Raw genomic sequence first — 15,179 nt, 5'->3', positions numbered from 1 at the left:
TAATTATTTACTTTTCTTTTTCACGCTCTTCAATGATCAAATATTCATTGTCAGCAACAACATCAAGAGCATCATTCATCAATGCAATATCTGCCAAATCAACCTTGCCATTTTTTAAAGATTCAAACTTGCACATGCCTTTTATTACAGGACGTAAGAGCCAATCTTCTTTATCTGGAAGTCTTTTAAAATCTATGTGGACTGTTCCTGAATGGTCGATGCCTTCATAAGCAGTCCTTGAATAAAATTTCCTAGACTGACACGAATCACTGCAACAACAAGCGGGAGGATCTGCACCATGTCGAGATCATCAAACATAATCGATTGACCACGACACACGACCGATGAACCACGTTTCACAACAGATAAGCATTTGTGAATGATGTAATTTACATCCTCTTCAGGCATTTTGGAGAATGCATCCATTAATGGCTCTAAGGCTTGAGCTAAAGGCTCTAAATCATCAAGGTCATCATTATTGCCTTCCTTGATAGAATCGATAATGGCATCAAGATCCGCTTTGGCCACCTCAGAAATGATTGGCATAAGCGTAGGGACGATGGGGGCGATTTTTCGTGATACATGAAATTGATCAAGCGCATTTAAGCGCCCGATCGTGTAATCATGCTCACCAATTGTGATGAGTTCATTCATTGATAATTAAACCTTATTCGTAAGTGCCGTATTTCATATCGACTTTGATTGAATCAAAAACCCACTCAACCATTGCCCCTGTCTTTGCATTGGTATAATCAGGGACTTTCTTAAATGCACATTTGGACGCAGTGTGGTTATCACCTGAGCCTGAATGATTCAAAGTGATGGTATTTTTGCCCCATTTACGTGTAACGCCTTTCTGAGCGTTATAAATGTTCATCAGCTTGGCATTTGCTGACGATGTTTTAAGTAGACGTATCGTGACCTGACCTGAGTTATCAGCATGTAAGGAATGCATTCCCTCACCATCTGCACCAATCGTCATGGTGTTTTTATCGCCAGCCATTGCAAATGTAATACCTTCCTCTGCAATACCTGCACCATACCCAAGATCGATAACACCGTCAGCGCTCGTTAAAGAGCACTGGGTATCCATAAAGCTATATGTACTCATAATGACTCCTTAGCGATTGACTGCGACTAGAACATCGGCAGAGTGTGTTGCACCTGCCAACTTTGCAGCAATTTGAAATACTGGGGCTTTACGTGCTTCACGTTCCGACTGAGCTTGATCATCTAAGCTATTGGCAAATACATAAAAGCCTTTTGGTAGATAATCACCAGTGTTTAAGGCCCCAAAGCTATCACCATTCCATTGCCCCTCACCCATCAAACCATTATTCATTCCCTGCTCGCATGCGCGCTCAAGTACACCACACTGACGATTTACGCCTGCAGCAGTTTGGGGAATTTTGGTTGTGTTGGTGTAGTACAGATTCCAAAGCGAATTTTCTAAATGATTTTTAAGCCAATCTAAGCCGTGGATTTCATCAATGAATGTTCCATCACACATCACACCCTCTTGTAGAATGGCTGTGTCATTGTCGTAACCGGCAAAAACATTACAGTTCTTAGCCGTCAATGCATTCGCTTCTGAGATTTTTAAATCTTCAGGTGGAATGCCCGGCAATTGCTTAAACTTAAGGGTGATTGTGGTATTAGTACCGTTAAAATTCACGCTAAATGCACGACCAAAAACTGAAGCTGCAGCATAAGCATTGGTGCTTGAAAAAATACAGAAGGTACGGCGGTACTTCGCATTTGAAAGTTTGTAAGCAATATCGGTTTTGCTTGTTGCGCTTGTTGAATCATCTACCTGAGTCGTATGACCAAACACGCGTACAGGATCAGCCGCTTCAATCAGAGAGGCAACAGATAAAACTTGTTCATCGGTTAAGTCAGATGCCACAACCAAACCGTACCATTTTAGTGAATCTAAACATGCTGTAATTGCAGCTTGAATAGTTTCAGGTGTTTGTCCATCTTTGTGCCAATAGCCAATATATAAAGTTCGAGGCTTTGGTGATTGGCCAAAATACGTCAATGCCGCTTTATATTCTGGATCATCAACGCCATAGTCTTGGCCAACCTCTTTGATGCTTGAATATTGGCGCATACGCTCAATATTATCGATCACACCACTAGTTGAACCTAGAATCAGTAAAGAGCCAAACGAACGAGGCCCTGCCGCTAATGCAGCAAGACTAATGCTGACATTGACGACATTAGAAACAGGTAATGTCATTTAAGACTCCTAATTTCGATGAGTTTTAATTTGAAAACTCTTGAATGTTTTGACCGCATACGTCCGTTTGGTCTTACGTCTAAAAGTAGCGACCAAGTCATAACGATGCACATATTGTTGATTTAGAAAGTCGGGTGCGGTGATAATTTCATCACACCCAACATATTTGATTTTGTGCTCACGTAATTGAGCAATGTTTTGCGGAATGCCTAGACCATCTTTAAAGATATTTGCAAATGCCTGACCACGTTGGCCATAAAAGGATAAAAACAGTTTTAAGGTTTCGTGGCGTATAGAATCCATATCCTCGTCATGCTGTTCAAACATAGGACCATCATCTGAGGTGAGCGCCTTTACTGCAAAACCACACCAATCCACGCCAACGGCGGGCATAGGTGGTGGATCTTCTTGCCAGCGAGGGCGCACGAACTGACCTTGTAGAGATGTAACCCCTACAATGAAAGCTTGAAAAATATCTTCTAATTCTTGGTCATAGGCTGCACCTCCGCTTGGTGGAATATAACCACCTGTTGCAGAGTCACCCATTTTTACCCCAAAGGTTTTAAGTCACAGATTGCTTTATTAAATCCACGCCCATAATGCAAATTGTCAAACACCTGAACAACATAGTAAGTTTTACCTTTCCAAGTAATCTCATCGGCTTGATGACCTTTACTGCCCGCTATTAATGGGGTTTTGGTGTGAATATTTATTGCGCCTTTAATCAGTGTGCCATCTTCTCGACGATCCATGTTTTGACCGCTATTGGTTGTCACCACGCCACTAAATTTAAAACTGTTTTCAGTTTTAATCGGTCGCCCATTCTCTCCAACTTCAACCTCGATCCGCTTACAAATAAGGTCCTTTGTCGTAAAGTCAGGATCTTGAAGAACGTCTGATACATCAAGATTAGGCACGTTTAATTTCCTCCTCTCCGCGCATCACAACATAAGTATGTGAATTACGGTATTGAGCTGTATCTACTAATGGCTTTTCAGACTTTCGCCCTCGAGCTTTACGGCCTTTGATTGTCAACGGCGCTAATGGGGCAAAATCACCCGCATTAATAAATCGTTTAACATTCATGGTGGCTTTCAAGCCCGCAGATTCAAGATAGAAATACATGCGCTTGGTGTTACCAGTTAATGCAGCATCAACAGCCCATGTTAGCTTTTCAGCGATAACATCTTGAACCTCTTCAATACCAGGTACTAAATGCGGTCGTGGGGGTAAGTTCATAGCTGGGGAACCAGTTTCGAGTAAATAACCAATAGCTGCATTGGTCATACCGTCTCCATCTGTTCTGGCATCACCATGTGGTACACCCACCAAAACATCTGTTTTCGATAACTCAGATACAGCATTGAGAATATCGAGTAATCCGTTTCCTGTTGAAGCTACACTCATAGTTGAATACCACCTGCACCAGCCATCATCATGAGCTCATAGAACTGAATACCATAGGTCGTCATATTCCAATGCCCTGCATCTGTGATTAATACACCTGATACATCCATTGATTTAGATACACTATCTACTGATTTGGACGTTTCATTGCCTATGACTTTTCCTGCATCACCGCCAATACTTGAAGCATCCATCCCACGCTTGTAAAGCGTGAGATAGTGAGCGATAAAAAGAGTCAGACCATAATCAATCAAACCATCAGGATCATTAGGATCACCCCAACGTGAAACAGGCAATAGCTTTTTTCCAAGGTTCAAGTAGAAATTGAACTGAAAGGATGGATATTCATTCACATCGGCAAACATCGGCATAGATTCACGAAAGGATGATTCAGTAATCATGATTATTTACCTTTTGCGTCCGCTGCAGTGGATTGTTGAGCCTTAGTTAATTGCACTTTTAAATCTGCAATTTCTTTATCCTTGGCTTTACTCGCCTTTTCTAATTCATCAATCATTGCGTCCGCTGCAGTGGACTGTGCTGTTAATGATTCAATTGCAGCATTTGCAGCATCAAGCGCAACCTGTAGCTCGCTTGAGAGTGCATCACTCGGAGTAATTGCCTGCGCATGTGCCTTAACAAACCAATGTTCTGCAATATCTTGCTCAACTTCTTGCAAGCCGGGTTGCAGTACTATAGTTTTTGCTTCCCCTTGGTCATCACGACCAAGGTTTACAGTGAGCTGCTTTGACAAAAGGATCTGAACTAACTTTGACATAGTGACTCCTTATAGCCCATCAGCATAGTAAGCGGTTTCAGGATAAACCCACTCGATCGCACCCAAACGACCAAAATAAGTGGTCAATTGACGTAAATCACGATATTCAATCGGTGTACGTTGCAACGGTACAAGGGGGAAACGAACACGGTTTTCAGATTGCGTATAAGTCATCATACGGTCTGTACCACCTACACCACGACCCACACACCACTTAGATGGTTGAATATCTAATGGTCGACCGTTAACGTTATTCGACAAGCTATTAAGCTTTAAGAATTCAAGGATTGAGATATTACCAGCATCACTCACAATTCGAGATGTCAGTAAGCTAAACTGATTAGGCGGTAACAATAACTTGTCAGGGCATACAGCAAAACCAGATGCCAACCATGCGTTATTTAAAATGAGGTTTACATCATCCAAGATTTCTTGAGGTGTTGATGTTTTCCAGCTTTTGTTGACGTTGGTAGCACCCACTTTTGAAGAGTTAAGTAAACCTTCCACGCCTATCATTTCATCACCAATATAGACTTGCTCGTCAATATCCATTTGATGCTTAAGCTGTAATCCTGACAATTTTTGAGAATCTACAGGACGACCAACCGCACGTGCCGACTCAAGTTCTGGGATGGTCCAACCAACCTGCATTGCCCATAAAGTCAATGGTTGCGCTGTTTTACCAATATCCAATGCAATACCAGCGATAGCATCTGTATTCTTACCTACCCATGATTTACCGTTCGGTGAAGCACCACCTGCAGCTGCAAAAGTAGAGTTGGTAAAGGATGAGGTTTCATCAGCAATCGACACATCAGAGCGCAAGTCAACATCACGCCCCCATGTTACGCTCACCAATGGATCGTGCATGGTTTGATCGAGACGCTCTAATTCACCCAGTAAGAAAGCACCAGTACTATCCACTGTTTGAGCATCAAAGGTGCGCATTCCCATACCATTGTCACGTGTACGTGCACGAATAGGATTGCCCATTGCTACTGCCTGCGCCATGGTAGTGGCTAAGAGTAATTTACTCATATTTTTATTTTCTCCAGACATAAAAATAGACGCTTATAGCGTCCTGTTTTACATCTACTAAGCTTTAGATATTAAATGAGATTTCTACATTGCCTTGTGCATCTGCATCGTGCATGAACATGGCGTTTTTCAATTCAATTGTATTTGTGGCATCTGCAACTGCTTCAATACCGCCAATAGGTTTAAGTTCGGTACCAGCAGCAACACGAACAAATACTGTACCCGCTTTTTTGGCATTGCCTGCATTACAACGAACGGTCATATAGCCACGGCGCAATACATCTTGGATAATTCCTGATTGGGGAATTGCAGCACCCATGCCGTTTAAGGCTGATTGTGTTGGGTATGAGCGAACAATTAAGCCATAAACATCAGTATCTGCAGCAGTTAAAGGGACAATTCCATCTGCCGTTAATTTTCCAAATACACCGAAAGCACCAAAACTACCGACCGCAAGATGCGCTTCAATTGTTGAATGTGATTTTCGGCTCACATCTCCCGGAATGCCTGACGGCATACGATATAAAATTGCATTACTCATGCTTATTTTCCTTTATTCCAAAATTCACGGTTACGGGCGTTAATATCTGCAGGTGATGCTGGCGCTCGACCAAAGTCACGGGTAGAAATACCTGAACGAACACCAGCTAAATTATTTTGCTGTTTCATTAACTCAGATGCACCAATGAATGCAGCATCAATCGTTGCAACTGACATTGCATCAAAATCTGTATTTCCACCAATAAATGGTGAAATGGCTTTTTGACCATCTGTGGTGGCGAATGCTTGTTTGAGTGCTGATCGTTTAGCATTTAATACAGCCTTGCCATTATTAGCACTATCCATAGTGGGCAATTTAATGCCTGGTACCAATATTTCAGCGCGTGACAATACTTGTTTTAACGAGTCACCAGTATGATTTTGAACACCTTGTTCTGATAATTTAGCTGCTTCTTCAGCTTTTAAAATATCATCTTTGGTTTCGGCTTCCTCATCGTCATCATCTTCGGTTTCTTCTGATTCTGAATCTTTGGTTTTCTTCTTCTCCAAAGCAACTAGACGCGCATCCATTGTTTTAAGAGTTTTAAGAATTTCACGATTGACAGCAGCATCACCAGTTTGTGTACCAGATTCATCCTCAGGATCTTCATCCTCAGTTTTTATATCGGGCGCTTCGTCTTCAACTGCTTTTGCTAATTTCTCAGCCTCGTCAGCATCCTTTGTTTTAACTAGATTGCGGATACGATCAGCAAAACTAATTTTCTTCTTAGCCATAAAGCTATCTCCAATTTTACAACGTGACCCACAACGCCCTTTAGGAACTAAGGCAATGTGATTTCCAAAAATATTAGTTTGAAATCCTTTACCGACACTAATTTCAGTATAATCAGCATCATAACCTAGTGAGATTTCAACCTTTCCAGCCATTACCGCATCAATTGTTGCTTTATCGGTAATAAGTAGATCTGCAACTAAACAATCAGAATCAATATCATCTCCACGGCGGACATTGTTCGCAGAGCCTTTAGATAAATCTTTCCAGTTCTCTGGATTCACCCAATCATCTGGGTGGTCGTCTGTGACTGGCTTACCTTCAAAACTTGCGATCGTACGCGGATCAAAAAGCACATCTTCGCCACGCTCAATAATAATGATCTTGTCTTTATCTGCTGTGACTGGTACCTCACCATCGCCATACATCAGCTTACCTATACGTGCAATTGGCACATCACGGCAAAGTAAATAACCTTCAGGTGTTGTTTCCCGCGTGCGACCAATCTGACCAGTCGTGTAAAAGTTTGAGCGATCTACAGTAGCTTTAGATTTTGGTTTGTTTTTAAACATGGTTTTACCTTTCTATAGGCATTAAAAAACCACCAAAAAGGTGGTTAATAATCATCCGGTATGACTGGTTCGCAATAGCATCGGCAATTCGGCAAACATCCTGCATGGCCAGTCATTTTATCTAGTGTTGGTGGTTCATCCCAATACACATACTTTCCATTCATTTGCTCATGACTATATCTCACATCGAGATCATCACTGGTACGCCAGATATATCCTTCAGATCCAAGATTTTCAGCTCTTGCTTGGGTAAATACACTTTGTGCTCGGCTCACCTCAGTTCGTGCAATAGTATTTGCACGTGACTTGGTCACATGGCCAGTGGCCATAATCAGGCTAGATATTTCACTGGCTCGGCTACCCTCAATTAAGGCACGTGTAGACAAATCACTGATTCTTTGTGCTGCATCAAGAGGCAAGGATTTAATTAAGCGTATTTGCTCATTAAGTAATTGTTGATACACCGCACCAATATCAGTATTGCGAATTTGATCTTTGACGCCTCGCGATAAATCTTGCGCATAAATCAACCAAGTTTTCTCATCACGTATAGCTACATCTGTGATAATTCTACCTGCAGCATTTTTTGCCCAAAAATCTAAAGTATTTGCATACTCGTTTAAGGCAGAAACAATAAGAGCATGTGATCTTGGATCATTTACGTTAAAGCCTTTAACTATCGTATCAATATAACCCGCAATTTTTCTAAGCTGCTGACTGTACCGAATCTCCATCTTTCTTGCCCGATTGGGTGTCAGTCGGTTGATTTGATTCTTCATCATATTCACCCTTAGGTGGTGGTGGGTCATCGTCTGCAGCTTCTATTTCTTCATCAGTGATATGTGAAAAAATTCCAGTCACTTCTGAAGATTGGCGTAATTCTTTCAAAGCGGTTTTACGGCTGATTAATCCGCTTTCTTCAACAGTAGTAACTGCCTGAGCTACCGTATTGGCCACATCGGCTTTAACCTTTTCATCGATCTGCCAAAGAGACGCAAAATCAAATTTAAACGAATTAGGTAAGGCTTTACCTAATTTAGATAATGACACAACAGCTAGAAGCGTTTGCAACGGCGTACGCATACGGCCTTCTTGCTGTTGATTAATATTATCGTAATAGTTAGATAAGTCACTTTCACCTGTTGCACTAAAGCCTGCGGGGGATTGACCAAACAAACGAACCAAAGGGATCCCAGTTGCACCAGCAATTTGTTGTCCAAACTGCATCAACAAATTATCTAAACCAGTAAAACTATATTGATGTGTTTCGAATGTATCTTCGGCATCCATCAAGGTCATACCTTCGTTAGATTGCCATTGTCGAATCTGTTGAATCTGCTTAACTAAAGCATCATAAAGTCGTCCACCCTTTGCGATGATCTCACGCAAGCCTTTAACCTTATATGTGCGTAAATGTGCCTTATAGACTAACTGGCCAGCACCTAAAGTTGCACTATCAAAAATTGTTAAACGATCCTCTAAGCGCTCAATAACTGATTGTCCCCATAAATTTTCAGCAATTGCTTGCCAATATGGGAGTTCTACACCATCCATACGTATCACTCGTGAATAGTGAATCTTTTGATTACACAAACCGACGGAATCGGTAATCACATCGTAATACTTAGGCATTCCATAATATGGTCCATATTCAGTGACCAGATCTTCTAGAGTCGGTACAACCATCCAACGATCAAGAACGATTAAGCCTTTGAATTGATCTTTAGCCACTGTATTGATATTCAACGGCGTTGAGACATTTTGTCCATCAATCATCATGACAGCAATTGCACCACCATAAAGCCGAGACCACTTAATAGTTTTATTAAGTTTATCCCAGACTTGTAAGCGATCTAATTCCTGATTGATTTCCTCTGCGTCTTCTGGAGACTGCAAGCCTCGCATGTTAATGCCTTCTCGGGTCATATCATCGGCTACAACATCAACAACTTGACCGACCACCCAAGACGATCGATACATTGATTCAACTAGCAATCGATTACGACTTAAGTAATTTGCGCTGTAGGTTGATTGATCGTGTTGACTTCCAGCACCCAAGCCAACCCGAGCCGCGAAGTTTTGAAAACTATCCGCAGTAAATTTAAGTAATCCCATATCTTTCTCGAATTAAAGCTTGCCCCAAACGCTAAGGAATGAAACTTGCGGATTAAAACAGATCATGACTCCATCAGCCCTGTTGGGTGATGCTGTACCGTCTGGTTGTTTATTGACTAAGATCTTGCCCACGCCATTTTTTGTATAAGTCGGCTGTGATAATTCAGTGGTAAGTAATGCCAACTCTTTTGGATCTATGTCTTTACTGGATAAAGAAATGATCATATCGGGATCATATTCACGCCCTTCAAGTGCTCTAAAAGTTTCCTGAAATCTCAAACGTAAAGACCACCACGATTGGGCTTTGAGGTTGGCAAAGAAATCCTTATTTAAACGACTTTCTACCATCTGCCCGTCTGGATCATGTACCGCGCCTGAACCTCTAAACGGTTGTACATCAACTTCAGGCAATCCCTTTTCACGCTGTAGCTCATTAATGACGCGCGAATCTCCACGGCATCCAGCCCCTAAACCATCAGCATCATAGAAAAGCGTATCAATTGACCTTTCTATGCTTATGTCCATTGCTCTTTGAGTAGTTCCGAATATATCGTCACCCTTACCACTCCAAGTGTCGAGATAGTCCATCACAACACCATGACGGCACACTAAAGAGTTTTTATCCTTGCCCTCATCTGCAACATCTAACCCACCAATACGATCACCAGTAGGATCAATACCTAGTTTGAGATGTGCATCAATAGAAAGCTGAACCCATGCGGATGGAATTAATACACCCTCAACAGACGCGGCATAGTTAATATCGACCTCTTGAGCTAATACAACATCATCCAATGTGGCCAATTGCTTTTCATACCAAGGATGGATTTCTTTGCCGTTGTAAATGACTGTCCAATTTTTATCAGGGTTTTCACGCCACGGCATGGTAAAGACTGAATATCGACCACTGAAGCGATCTTGATGAAATCTATCACCAATACCATTGGGTGTTGATCCTTTGATATGAACGTTGGTATTTTGCGATATTGCCGCATCTACCGCTTCTTGACGCTCTACAAACGCCCATTCATCAAGAAAGTACATCGTGGTACGTCCACCACGGCCAATGTTGTCACCCGCCTCACCCGTGATGGTTGCTCCATTATCAGGATTGATGATACGCATGTAATTGTCATGTACTTTTTCAACAAAGCCCTTAGGCTTCATCCAATCAGGCATTTTACTGAACATATCTCGGATTTTATGAAACAGCGTTTTAGGGTCACCCTTTTTATCAACCAACTCTTCCTTACGGCTTCCTACACCGCCAGCAAAACCCTCAACAAATAGCCAACGATGCAAGAAAAATCCTAGAACTACATATGACATTCCCTCATCACGTGATTTTTCAATCAAACCATGTGTTTGAGTGTTTTCACGTTCAAGCAACCAATCTACAAGTTCAACTTGTTTTGGACGCAACACAAAAGGAAGATTTGCGGGTAACCCGTATGACATACCACGAGGATCATAAGTCCAGATCCAATGATTAAACCAATGCACTGGATCAATTCGGCATTTATAAAGTTCAGCCTGTTTGCTTAATTCGTTTTGCTCTGTCACCGCTTTATAATAATAACGGCGGCTCATTTCCCCTATAACATCAGGCAAACGTGTATTGATTGTCCAAGCCTTGATTAAGGGTGCAATTTCATCCAGTGCATAAGTCATAACTTACCTGTAATTGCTAAACGTGAAAGTTCTTGCGGGGTCAGTTTTGCAAGTTCTTCGGGTGTGTATTGTGGAAGTATTGGGGCGTGAATATTTTCAGTTTTAATGGCCCCACCGCCTGCGCCAGTTATTTCCACTCGCTTTTCATAAAAGCCCTTAACGATCTTTTGAATTTGATCAATTATCTTGATCGATAAGACAACATTACCTTTTTTAGAAATCAATAAGTCACTAAGAATTTGCAACTGAACAATGTCATTTGCACCACTAATGTTATGAATTGGCTGCTTTAAATATTCTTCACGTGCCTTAATAAATTCATCTTTAAATTCTTGCCTTAGATCCTTTCCAGCCACTTTGGTTGGATCGTACACTTCAACTTGTTGAGGTGTAACAATCACATTAAGAGTTTCCTTGATATCCCTAACAACTTCAGTGGGTGTCATGAACTGAGCAAGTGACCGAATTATAAAGAGTTGTTCAGCCTTTTTTAGCCTTGCCATAAATCACCTTTCATCAAGGCTCATCAAGGAAACATGACAAAAAAAAGAGCCTATTGGCTCAATTTACTAGACAAGTTCCGCAGCACTTGGAAATATTTAAATCTGATACAAACGGCGGGTTTTGAGCGACCTCAACCATTCGCTTGACGTTCTCGCTTGTACCCCAACGTTTGACCACCCCGATGAACTCTTCAACGTCATGACCTGCTAAATAATGCTTTGGTAAGCCTGTATGATCGCTATAGAGTATTTCCCCATCTTCATCACGCTCTACACCAATGTGATATAGCTCATGCTCAATCAAAGCACAAAATTCACGATCGTTCGAACGTTCACAGAAACTTGCATCAACCGTAATGAGATAAATGGGAACAAAACCAAACCAGTCGCGCATTTGTTGTTCTTGCCGAGCTTTACGCCAACCACCTTGATTAAACATGACCTTTTCACACTGGCCAAGTACCATTCTCTTTTTAGCAACAGCTGCAGATGACGCCCAAGCGAAAGCTAAAAAAGTTTCATCGTCGTGTAATAGCTCTGCTATGTGGTCATGGTCGGGATTATGAAGTGCACCGCCAAGCGTAAGAAAGTTGGTTAACACCCATTCTTTTAGATCTGCTGCAGGTGCCAAGCGAATCGCTTCTTCTTCCTCAGCTTGATCAATCAGTTCTGTCGGTGGAAATGGTCTGATCTGTTCCATTGAAAATATGCCTCTTCAAATTCTTAATCCACTGACTAGAAAAATTAGCTTCGACCTGTAATGGTCCAACTTCCAGAATTTTATATCTTGGTGCTGACTCTATTCTAACAACGGTGTAACCCATTTCGGCAGCAACATCGTAACGATCCATACTCCAAGCTTTGTCTTTCAGCTTACCTTTGCGACCACCCGACCAAGGTCCACCAGAAATTTCAACTAAAATTCTGAGTTCAATAAGATGAAAATCAAAACGCCAATGTTTTGTTGATTCAAATTGGAATAGTTTCTCATATTTAATTTTGAATAAAATCAGCGATTGCTCAAAGTCTTCAAATGCTTCTAGGTATGCTTCTTTTGCTTTAGGCAGTGGACTTGTTCTTGGATTTGTTTTAATTGGCTTCTTTTTTATAAGGCTGATGTATTGGTTGATATCCATAAATAGCACCAAATAAAAAAACCCTCATTATGAGGGTATTATCATATTTTAATTAAATCAACACACTCTCTTTTGCTGCATAAACATTATTTACACATTGATAAATTACATGCCTATTATAATTTTTTAATAGCTCTAAGTCATCAATATGAGGTTGAATTACTAGGTTAGATTGAATTTGCTTTACTCCATTAATTTTTAATAGTTTTGCAATGTTTTGTCCTCTTTCCCCTAATAGTTCTTTAGCTAATTTTTCCAAATCGCAAGGTAGAAAAGTCATATAAATAAAAGCATCATGACGTAAATTAAATCCAAAAGTTAAACCATTCGTGGATTTAAATAATGAAGATAAATTCACATAACTTCTATCTGATAATAAACAGGATTCGTTCTTATATTTAAAAAGGTTAATTATATGAAAATATTTTTCAAAATTAAAAAAATTTTCAGCCATTTCATCCAATATATACTTGTTAGAATTTAAAGGAGTTATCATCAAGAAAATTATTTTCAACCAACTCTTATAATCCTCCTCTGTGATATTAAAAGTTTCTAAAAATTTTTTAGGTACTTTATAATCATTAATTTTATTAAACTTAGTTTTTAACTCTATATTTGTCGGGTAGTGATCTGACAAACCACCAAAACTGTTCAATGTGAATTTAATACAATATGGATTCCTAATCATATTAAGAATTTTTGCTTTAAATACTTTTAAAAACTCATCCACAGTAAAGATATTTTCATCTAAAATTTTATTTGTGCATTCAATCACACTATTTTCAAGCCTCTGAAATAGCTTTTCAAAACAGAGTCTTTGGACATCATCTAGTATTTCAAAAGTGTATAAATCTAAATAACTTAAATTTTTTTCTGCTTTTATAGTACTAGGACTACTTAACTCAATCGTGTATCGCTCTCTATCAATTAAATCAAAAGAGTAAACTCTAATTTTTTCTCTTTTAGTTTCATTTGGATTCATAGCATTAAGCTTTTGTTCTGCAACTGATATGAAATGCTGATTTTTTGTCTTATCTTCAAACATCTCTATCCCCTATAAATTATTGAGGATAAATTTATAGCACAATTAATAAAAAATCTCACTATGAAGTAGTTATTTTGTTAGTAGAATTATTTTAAGAATGAAATAAATTATTTAACTTGAACTAGACTGTTATCTATTTGGACAATATCCTTATATTCTATAATTTTAAAAACTTGTGTTTTGTTTCCCTGCATTATTATTGCTTTGTCATTTACATAATCAATTAAATACCAATTATTAGTATCATCCTTTATCTTTATCATTGATGTAATATAAGATGGATTTTTTAGCAATGCTCTAGCTTCCAGAGAACCAGACAACGAAGGAACTATCACATAAGCACTGATAATCATAAAAATTATACCAAAATTAAGCCTATTATTGTCTGCATATTGAAGTTGAAATAGAGAATTAAAAACATAATAAGCAGTTAATAAAATATAAAAAGTCCATGAAATATATTTAGTATAAATACCGAGGGTTGCATACAACCAATTAGTCAAACTCAAAATCACAATAGCCATACAAATCAAAATTAAAATTAAAAAAGACAACAAATATTTCCACCAACTTTTATTTTTCAATGTAAGTAAAAACCAGCCTAAAACACCACCTAAGCATCCAGCAATAACGTATGACACAGATGAAAAAAATAAGTAACTTGGCGTAAGATTTCCTGCAAACCAAGATACCCCTAAAGTAGAGTAAAAATTTATTTTAATCAGAAAAGCATACCCAATAGCAGCAAAAAAAATCAAAGTAGCAAGTTCAAGATTTATTTTAAGTGGAACATCTAATCTTATTAACATTTTAAATTTCCAATAAAAAACCTCGAATATCGAGGTTTTTAGACGGCGGCAATATAAAAATCACCAAGTTATCACAAATATGCCATAACCTGTGCGCACACTCAAGCGGTTTTTTCGAAAGTTTCAAAGACAAAATGAGAATAACGACTCTTAATAAAAGCCAGTCCGCATTTAATATCTTGTCTGATCTGATTCACTGCTGTGTCATTACTTGAAGAAATATCTCTTAAAGAATTACCTATTACATGATGTGACCATACTGAAGAAATCCATTCTTGAAGAATTTCATCCTCAATCAATTGCACATCTAAAAACAATCTTTGGAATGCCCGTGCTTCATTGCTATTCAGTTGACAACAAGTACCACGACGACGAACACATAAGCGATCCTTTAAACTCTCATCATTTATATACATAGCGAGCAGTCTTTCTCTCTGCTTTTGAGTAATTCGCTTTGTTGGCATTGTTTTTACAATACGTACCATTGTTTCATTATCACCATTTATCCAAGCCCCTAATTGGCGACACCATTCCTCAAAGCTGTACTTTTTCCAATCTGTTGCCTGCATAATTGTAATTGCTGCATTCAT

21 protein-coding genes are annotated in these 15,179 nt (G+C 39.4%); all 21 read right to left on the bottom strand.

Features of this window, described 5'->3' with window-relative positions:
* Positions 1–7: 7 nt before the first annotated feature.
* The 21 genes from ACQ7EO_RS07765 to ACQ7EO_RS07665 all read right to left on the bottom strand — a co-directional run bounded on the left by ACQ7EO_RS07765 (position 8) and on the right by ACQ7EO_RS07665 (position 15,179).
* Positions 8–136, bottom strand: coding sequence for a DUF6889 family protein (locus ACQ7EO_RS07765; protein WP_265596885.1), 129 nt, complete (start codon positions 134–136; stop codon positions 8–10).
* Positions 137–192: 56 nt separating this feature from the next.
* Positions 193–654: a phage tail assembly chaperone gene (locus tag ACQ7EO_RS07760; protein WP_105712880.1), complete on the bottom strand. Its 462-nt coding sequence runs from the start codon at positions 652–654 to the stop codon at positions 193–195.
* 13 nt (positions 655–667) lie between these two features.
* Complete coding sequence (locus ACQ7EO_RS07755) at positions 668–1,111, bottom strand: phage structural protein (protein WP_239045839.1); 444 nt, start codon at positions 1,109–1,111, stop codon at positions 668–670.
* Positions 1,112–1,120: 9 nt separating this feature from the next.
* On the bottom strand, positions 1,121–2,242 hold the full coding sequence (locus ACQ7EO_RS07750; protein ID WP_434279322.1) for a DUF3383 family protein: 1,122 nt from the start codon (positions 2,240–2,242) through the stop codon (positions 1,121–1,123).
* A gap of 9 nt (positions 2,243–2,251) precedes the next feature.
* A complete protein-coding gene (locus tag ACQ7EO_RS07745) occupies positions 2,252–2,788 on the bottom strand; it encodes a phage neck terminator protein (protein ID WP_309285721.1) in 537 nt (178 codons plus the stop codon).
* A 2-nt stretch (positions 2,789–2,790) separates the two neighbouring features.
* Positions 2,791–3,159, bottom strand: coding sequence for a hypothetical protein (locus ACQ7EO_RS07740; RefSeq protein ID WP_434279321.1), 369 nt, complete (start codon positions 3,157–3,159; stop codon positions 2,791–2,793).
* The gene (locus ACQ7EO_RS07735; protein WP_434279320.1) at positions 3,152–3,649 is read right to left on the bottom strand and encodes a hypothetical protein; all 498 of its coding nucleotides are present in this window, start codon (positions 3,647–3,649) and stop codon (positions 3,152–3,154) included. The genes ACQ7EO_RS07740 and ACQ7EO_RS07735 overlap by 8 nt, the downstream gene beginning before the upstream one ends.
* Complete coding sequence (locus ACQ7EO_RS07730; protein ID WP_434279319.1) at positions 3,646–4,050, bottom strand: DUF4054 domain-containing protein; 405 nt, start codon at positions 4,048–4,050, stop codon at positions 3,646–3,648. The genes ACQ7EO_RS07735 and ACQ7EO_RS07730 overlap by 4 nt, the downstream gene beginning before the upstream one ends.
* A gap of 2 nt (positions 4,051–4,052) precedes the next feature.
* Positions 4,053–4,427 carry an STY1053 family phage-associated protein gene (locus ACQ7EO_RS07725; RefSeq protein ID WP_046761228.1) on the bottom strand — a complete coding sequence of 125 codons (375 nt, stop codon included), beginning with the start codon at positions 4,425–4,427 and terminating at the stop codon, positions 4,053–4,055.
* 9 nt (positions 4,428–4,436) lie between these two features.
* Positions 4,437–5,465, bottom strand: a complete 1,029-nt coding sequence (locus tag ACQ7EO_RS07720) for a DUF2184 domain-containing protein (RefSeq protein ID WP_434279318.1) — start codon at positions 5,463–5,465, stop codon at positions 4,437–4,439.
* A gap of 64 nt (positions 5,466–5,529) precedes the next feature.
* Entirely contained in the window at positions 5,530–6,006 is a 477-nt protein-coding gene (locus ACQ7EO_RS07715; RefSeq protein ID WP_434279317.1) for a structural cement protein Gp24, read from the bottom strand.
* 2 nt (positions 6,007–6,008) lie between these two features.
* Entirely contained in the window at positions 6,009–7,310 is a 1,302-nt protein-coding gene (locus ACQ7EO_RS07710; protein ID WP_434279316.1) for a DUF2213 domain-containing protein, read from the bottom strand.
* A gap of 44 nt (positions 7,311–7,354) precedes the next feature.
* Positions 7,355–8,044: a phage head morphogenesis protein gene (locus ACQ7EO_RS07705; protein ID WP_434279605.1), complete on the bottom strand. Its 690-nt coding sequence runs from the start codon at positions 8,042–8,044 to the stop codon at positions 7,355–7,357.
* Positions 8,016–9,425, bottom strand: coding sequence for a DUF1073 domain-containing protein (locus ACQ7EO_RS07700; RefSeq protein WP_434279315.1), 1,410 nt, complete (start codon positions 9,423–9,425; stop codon positions 8,016–8,018). Before ACQ7EO_RS07700 ends, ACQ7EO_RS07705 begins: the two co-directional genes overlap by 29 nt.
* 12 nt (positions 9,426–9,437) lie before the next feature.
* Entirely contained in the window at positions 9,438–11,096 is a 1,659-nt protein-coding gene (locus tag ACQ7EO_RS07695; protein ID WP_434279314.1) for a terminase, read from the bottom strand.
* Positions 11,093–11,599 carry a DUF2280 domain-containing protein gene (locus tag ACQ7EO_RS07690; protein ID WP_434279313.1) on the bottom strand — a complete coding sequence of 169 codons (507 nt, stop codon included), beginning with the start codon at positions 11,597–11,599 and terminating at the stop codon, positions 11,093–11,095. The genes ACQ7EO_RS07695 and ACQ7EO_RS07690 overlap by 4 nt, the downstream gene beginning before the upstream one ends.
* A gap of 58 nt (positions 11,600–11,657) precedes the next feature.
* A complete protein-coding gene (locus ACQ7EO_RS07685) occupies positions 11,658–12,299 on the bottom strand; it encodes a putative metallopeptidase (RefSeq protein ID WP_434279312.1) in 642 nt (213 codons plus the stop codon).
* Positions 12,259–12,735, bottom strand: coding sequence for a hypothetical protein (locus tag ACQ7EO_RS07680; RefSeq protein WP_434279311.1), 477 nt, complete (start codon positions 12,733–12,735; stop codon positions 12,259–12,261). Before ACQ7EO_RS07680 ends, ACQ7EO_RS07685 begins: the two co-directional genes overlap by 41 nt.
* Before the next feature lie 52 nt (positions 12,736–12,787).
* Entirely contained in the window at positions 12,788–13,780 is a 993-nt protein-coding gene (locus tag ACQ7EO_RS07675) for a hypothetical protein (RefSeq protein ID WP_434279310.1), read from the bottom strand.
* Positions 13,781–13,887: 107 nt separating this feature from the next.
* Complete coding sequence (locus tag ACQ7EO_RS07670) at positions 13,888–14,589, bottom strand: hypothetical protein (protein WP_434279309.1); 702 nt, start codon at positions 14,587–14,589, stop codon at positions 13,888–13,890.
* 101 nt (positions 14,590–14,690) lie between these two features.
* A complete protein-coding gene (locus tag ACQ7EO_RS07665) occupies positions 14,691–15,179 on the bottom strand; it encodes a hypothetical protein (RefSeq protein WP_434279308.1) in 489 nt (162 codons plus the stop codon).

This window comes from Acinetobacter sp. CE-15 (assembly GCF_051059255.1).
GTDB classification, from domain to species: Bacteria; Pseudomonadota; Gammaproteobacteria; order Pseudomonadales; family Moraxellaceae; genus Acinetobacter; species Acinetobacter guillouiae.
This window is presented reverse-complemented; position numbering and strand designations above follow the sequence as displayed.

Coding starts and splice junctions, on each gene's coding strand:
- ACQ7EO_RS07765 (WP_265596885.1), bottom strand. CDS start 136: ATGTGCAAGTTTGAATCTTTAAAAAATGGCAAGGTTGATTTGGCAGAT.
- ACQ7EO_RS07760 (WP_105712880.1), bottom strand. CDS start 654: ATGAATGAACTCATCACAATTGGTGAGCATGATTACACGATCGGGCGC.
- ACQ7EO_RS07755 (WP_239045839.1), bottom strand. CDS start 1,111: ATGAGTACATATAGCTTTATGGATACCCAGTGCTCTTTAACGAGCGCT.
- ACQ7EO_RS07750 (WP_434279322.1), bottom strand. CDS start 2,242: ATGACATTACCTGTTTCTAATGTCGTCAATGTCAGCATTAGTCTTGCT.
- ACQ7EO_RS07745 (WP_309285721.1), bottom strand. CDS start 2,788: ATGGGTGACTCTGCAACAGGTGGTTATATTCCACCAAGCGGAGGTGCA.
- ACQ7EO_RS07735 (WP_434279320.1), bottom strand. CDS start 3,649: ATGAGTGTAGCTTCAACAGGAAACGGATTACTCGATATTCTCAATGCT.
- ACQ7EO_RS07730 (WP_434279319.1), bottom strand. CDS start 4,050: ATGATTACTGAATCATCCTTTCGTGAATCTATGCCGATGTTTGCCGAT.
- ACQ7EO_RS07725 (WP_046761228.1), bottom strand. CDS start 4,427: ATGTCAAAGTTAGTTCAGATCCTTTTGTCAAAGCAGCTCACTGTAAAC.
- ACQ7EO_RS07720 (WP_434279318.1), bottom strand. CDS start 5,465: ATGAGTAAATTACTCTTAGCCACTACCATGGCGCAGGCAGTAGCAATG.
- ACQ7EO_RS07715 (WP_434279317.1), bottom strand. CDS start 6,006: ATGAGTAATGCAATTTTATATCGTATGCCGTCAGGCATTCCGGGAGAT.
- ACQ7EO_RS07710 (WP_434279316.1), bottom strand. CDS start 7,310: ATGTTTAAAAACAAACCAAAATCTAAAGCTACTGTAGATCGCTCAAAC.
- ACQ7EO_RS07705 (WP_434279605.1), bottom strand. CDS start 8,044: ATGGAGATTCGGTACAGTCAGCAGCTTAGAAAAATTGCGGGTTATATT.
- ACQ7EO_RS07700 (WP_434279315.1), bottom strand. CDS start 9,425: ATGGGATTACTTAAATTTACTGCGGATAGTTTTCAAAACTTCGCGGCT.
- ACQ7EO_RS07695 (WP_434279314.1), bottom strand. CDS start 11,096: ATGACTTATGCACTGGATGAAATTGCACCCTTAATCAAGGCTTGGACA.
- ACQ7EO_RS07690 (WP_434279313.1), bottom strand. CDS start 11,599: ATGGCAAGGCTAAAAAAGGCTGAACAACTCTTTATAATTCGGTCACTT.
- ACQ7EO_RS07685 (WP_434279312.1), bottom strand. CDS start 12,299: ATGGAACAGATCAGACCATTTCCACCGACAGAACTGATTGATCAAGCT.
- ACQ7EO_RS07680 (WP_434279311.1), bottom strand. CDS start 12,735: ATGGATATCAACCAATACATCAGCCTTATAAAAAAGAAGCCAATTAAA.
- ACQ7EO_RS07675 (WP_434279310.1), bottom strand. CDS start 13,780: ATGTTTGAAGATAAGACAAAAAATCAGCATTTCATATCAGTTGCAGAA.
- ACQ7EO_RS07670 (WP_434279309.1), bottom strand. CDS start 14,589: ATGTTAATAAGATTAGATGTTCCACTTAAAATAAATCTTGAACTTGCT.
- ACQ7EO_RS07665 (WP_434279308.1), bottom strand. CDS start 15,179: ATGAATGCAGCAATTACAATTATGCAGGCAACAGATTGGAAAAAGTAC.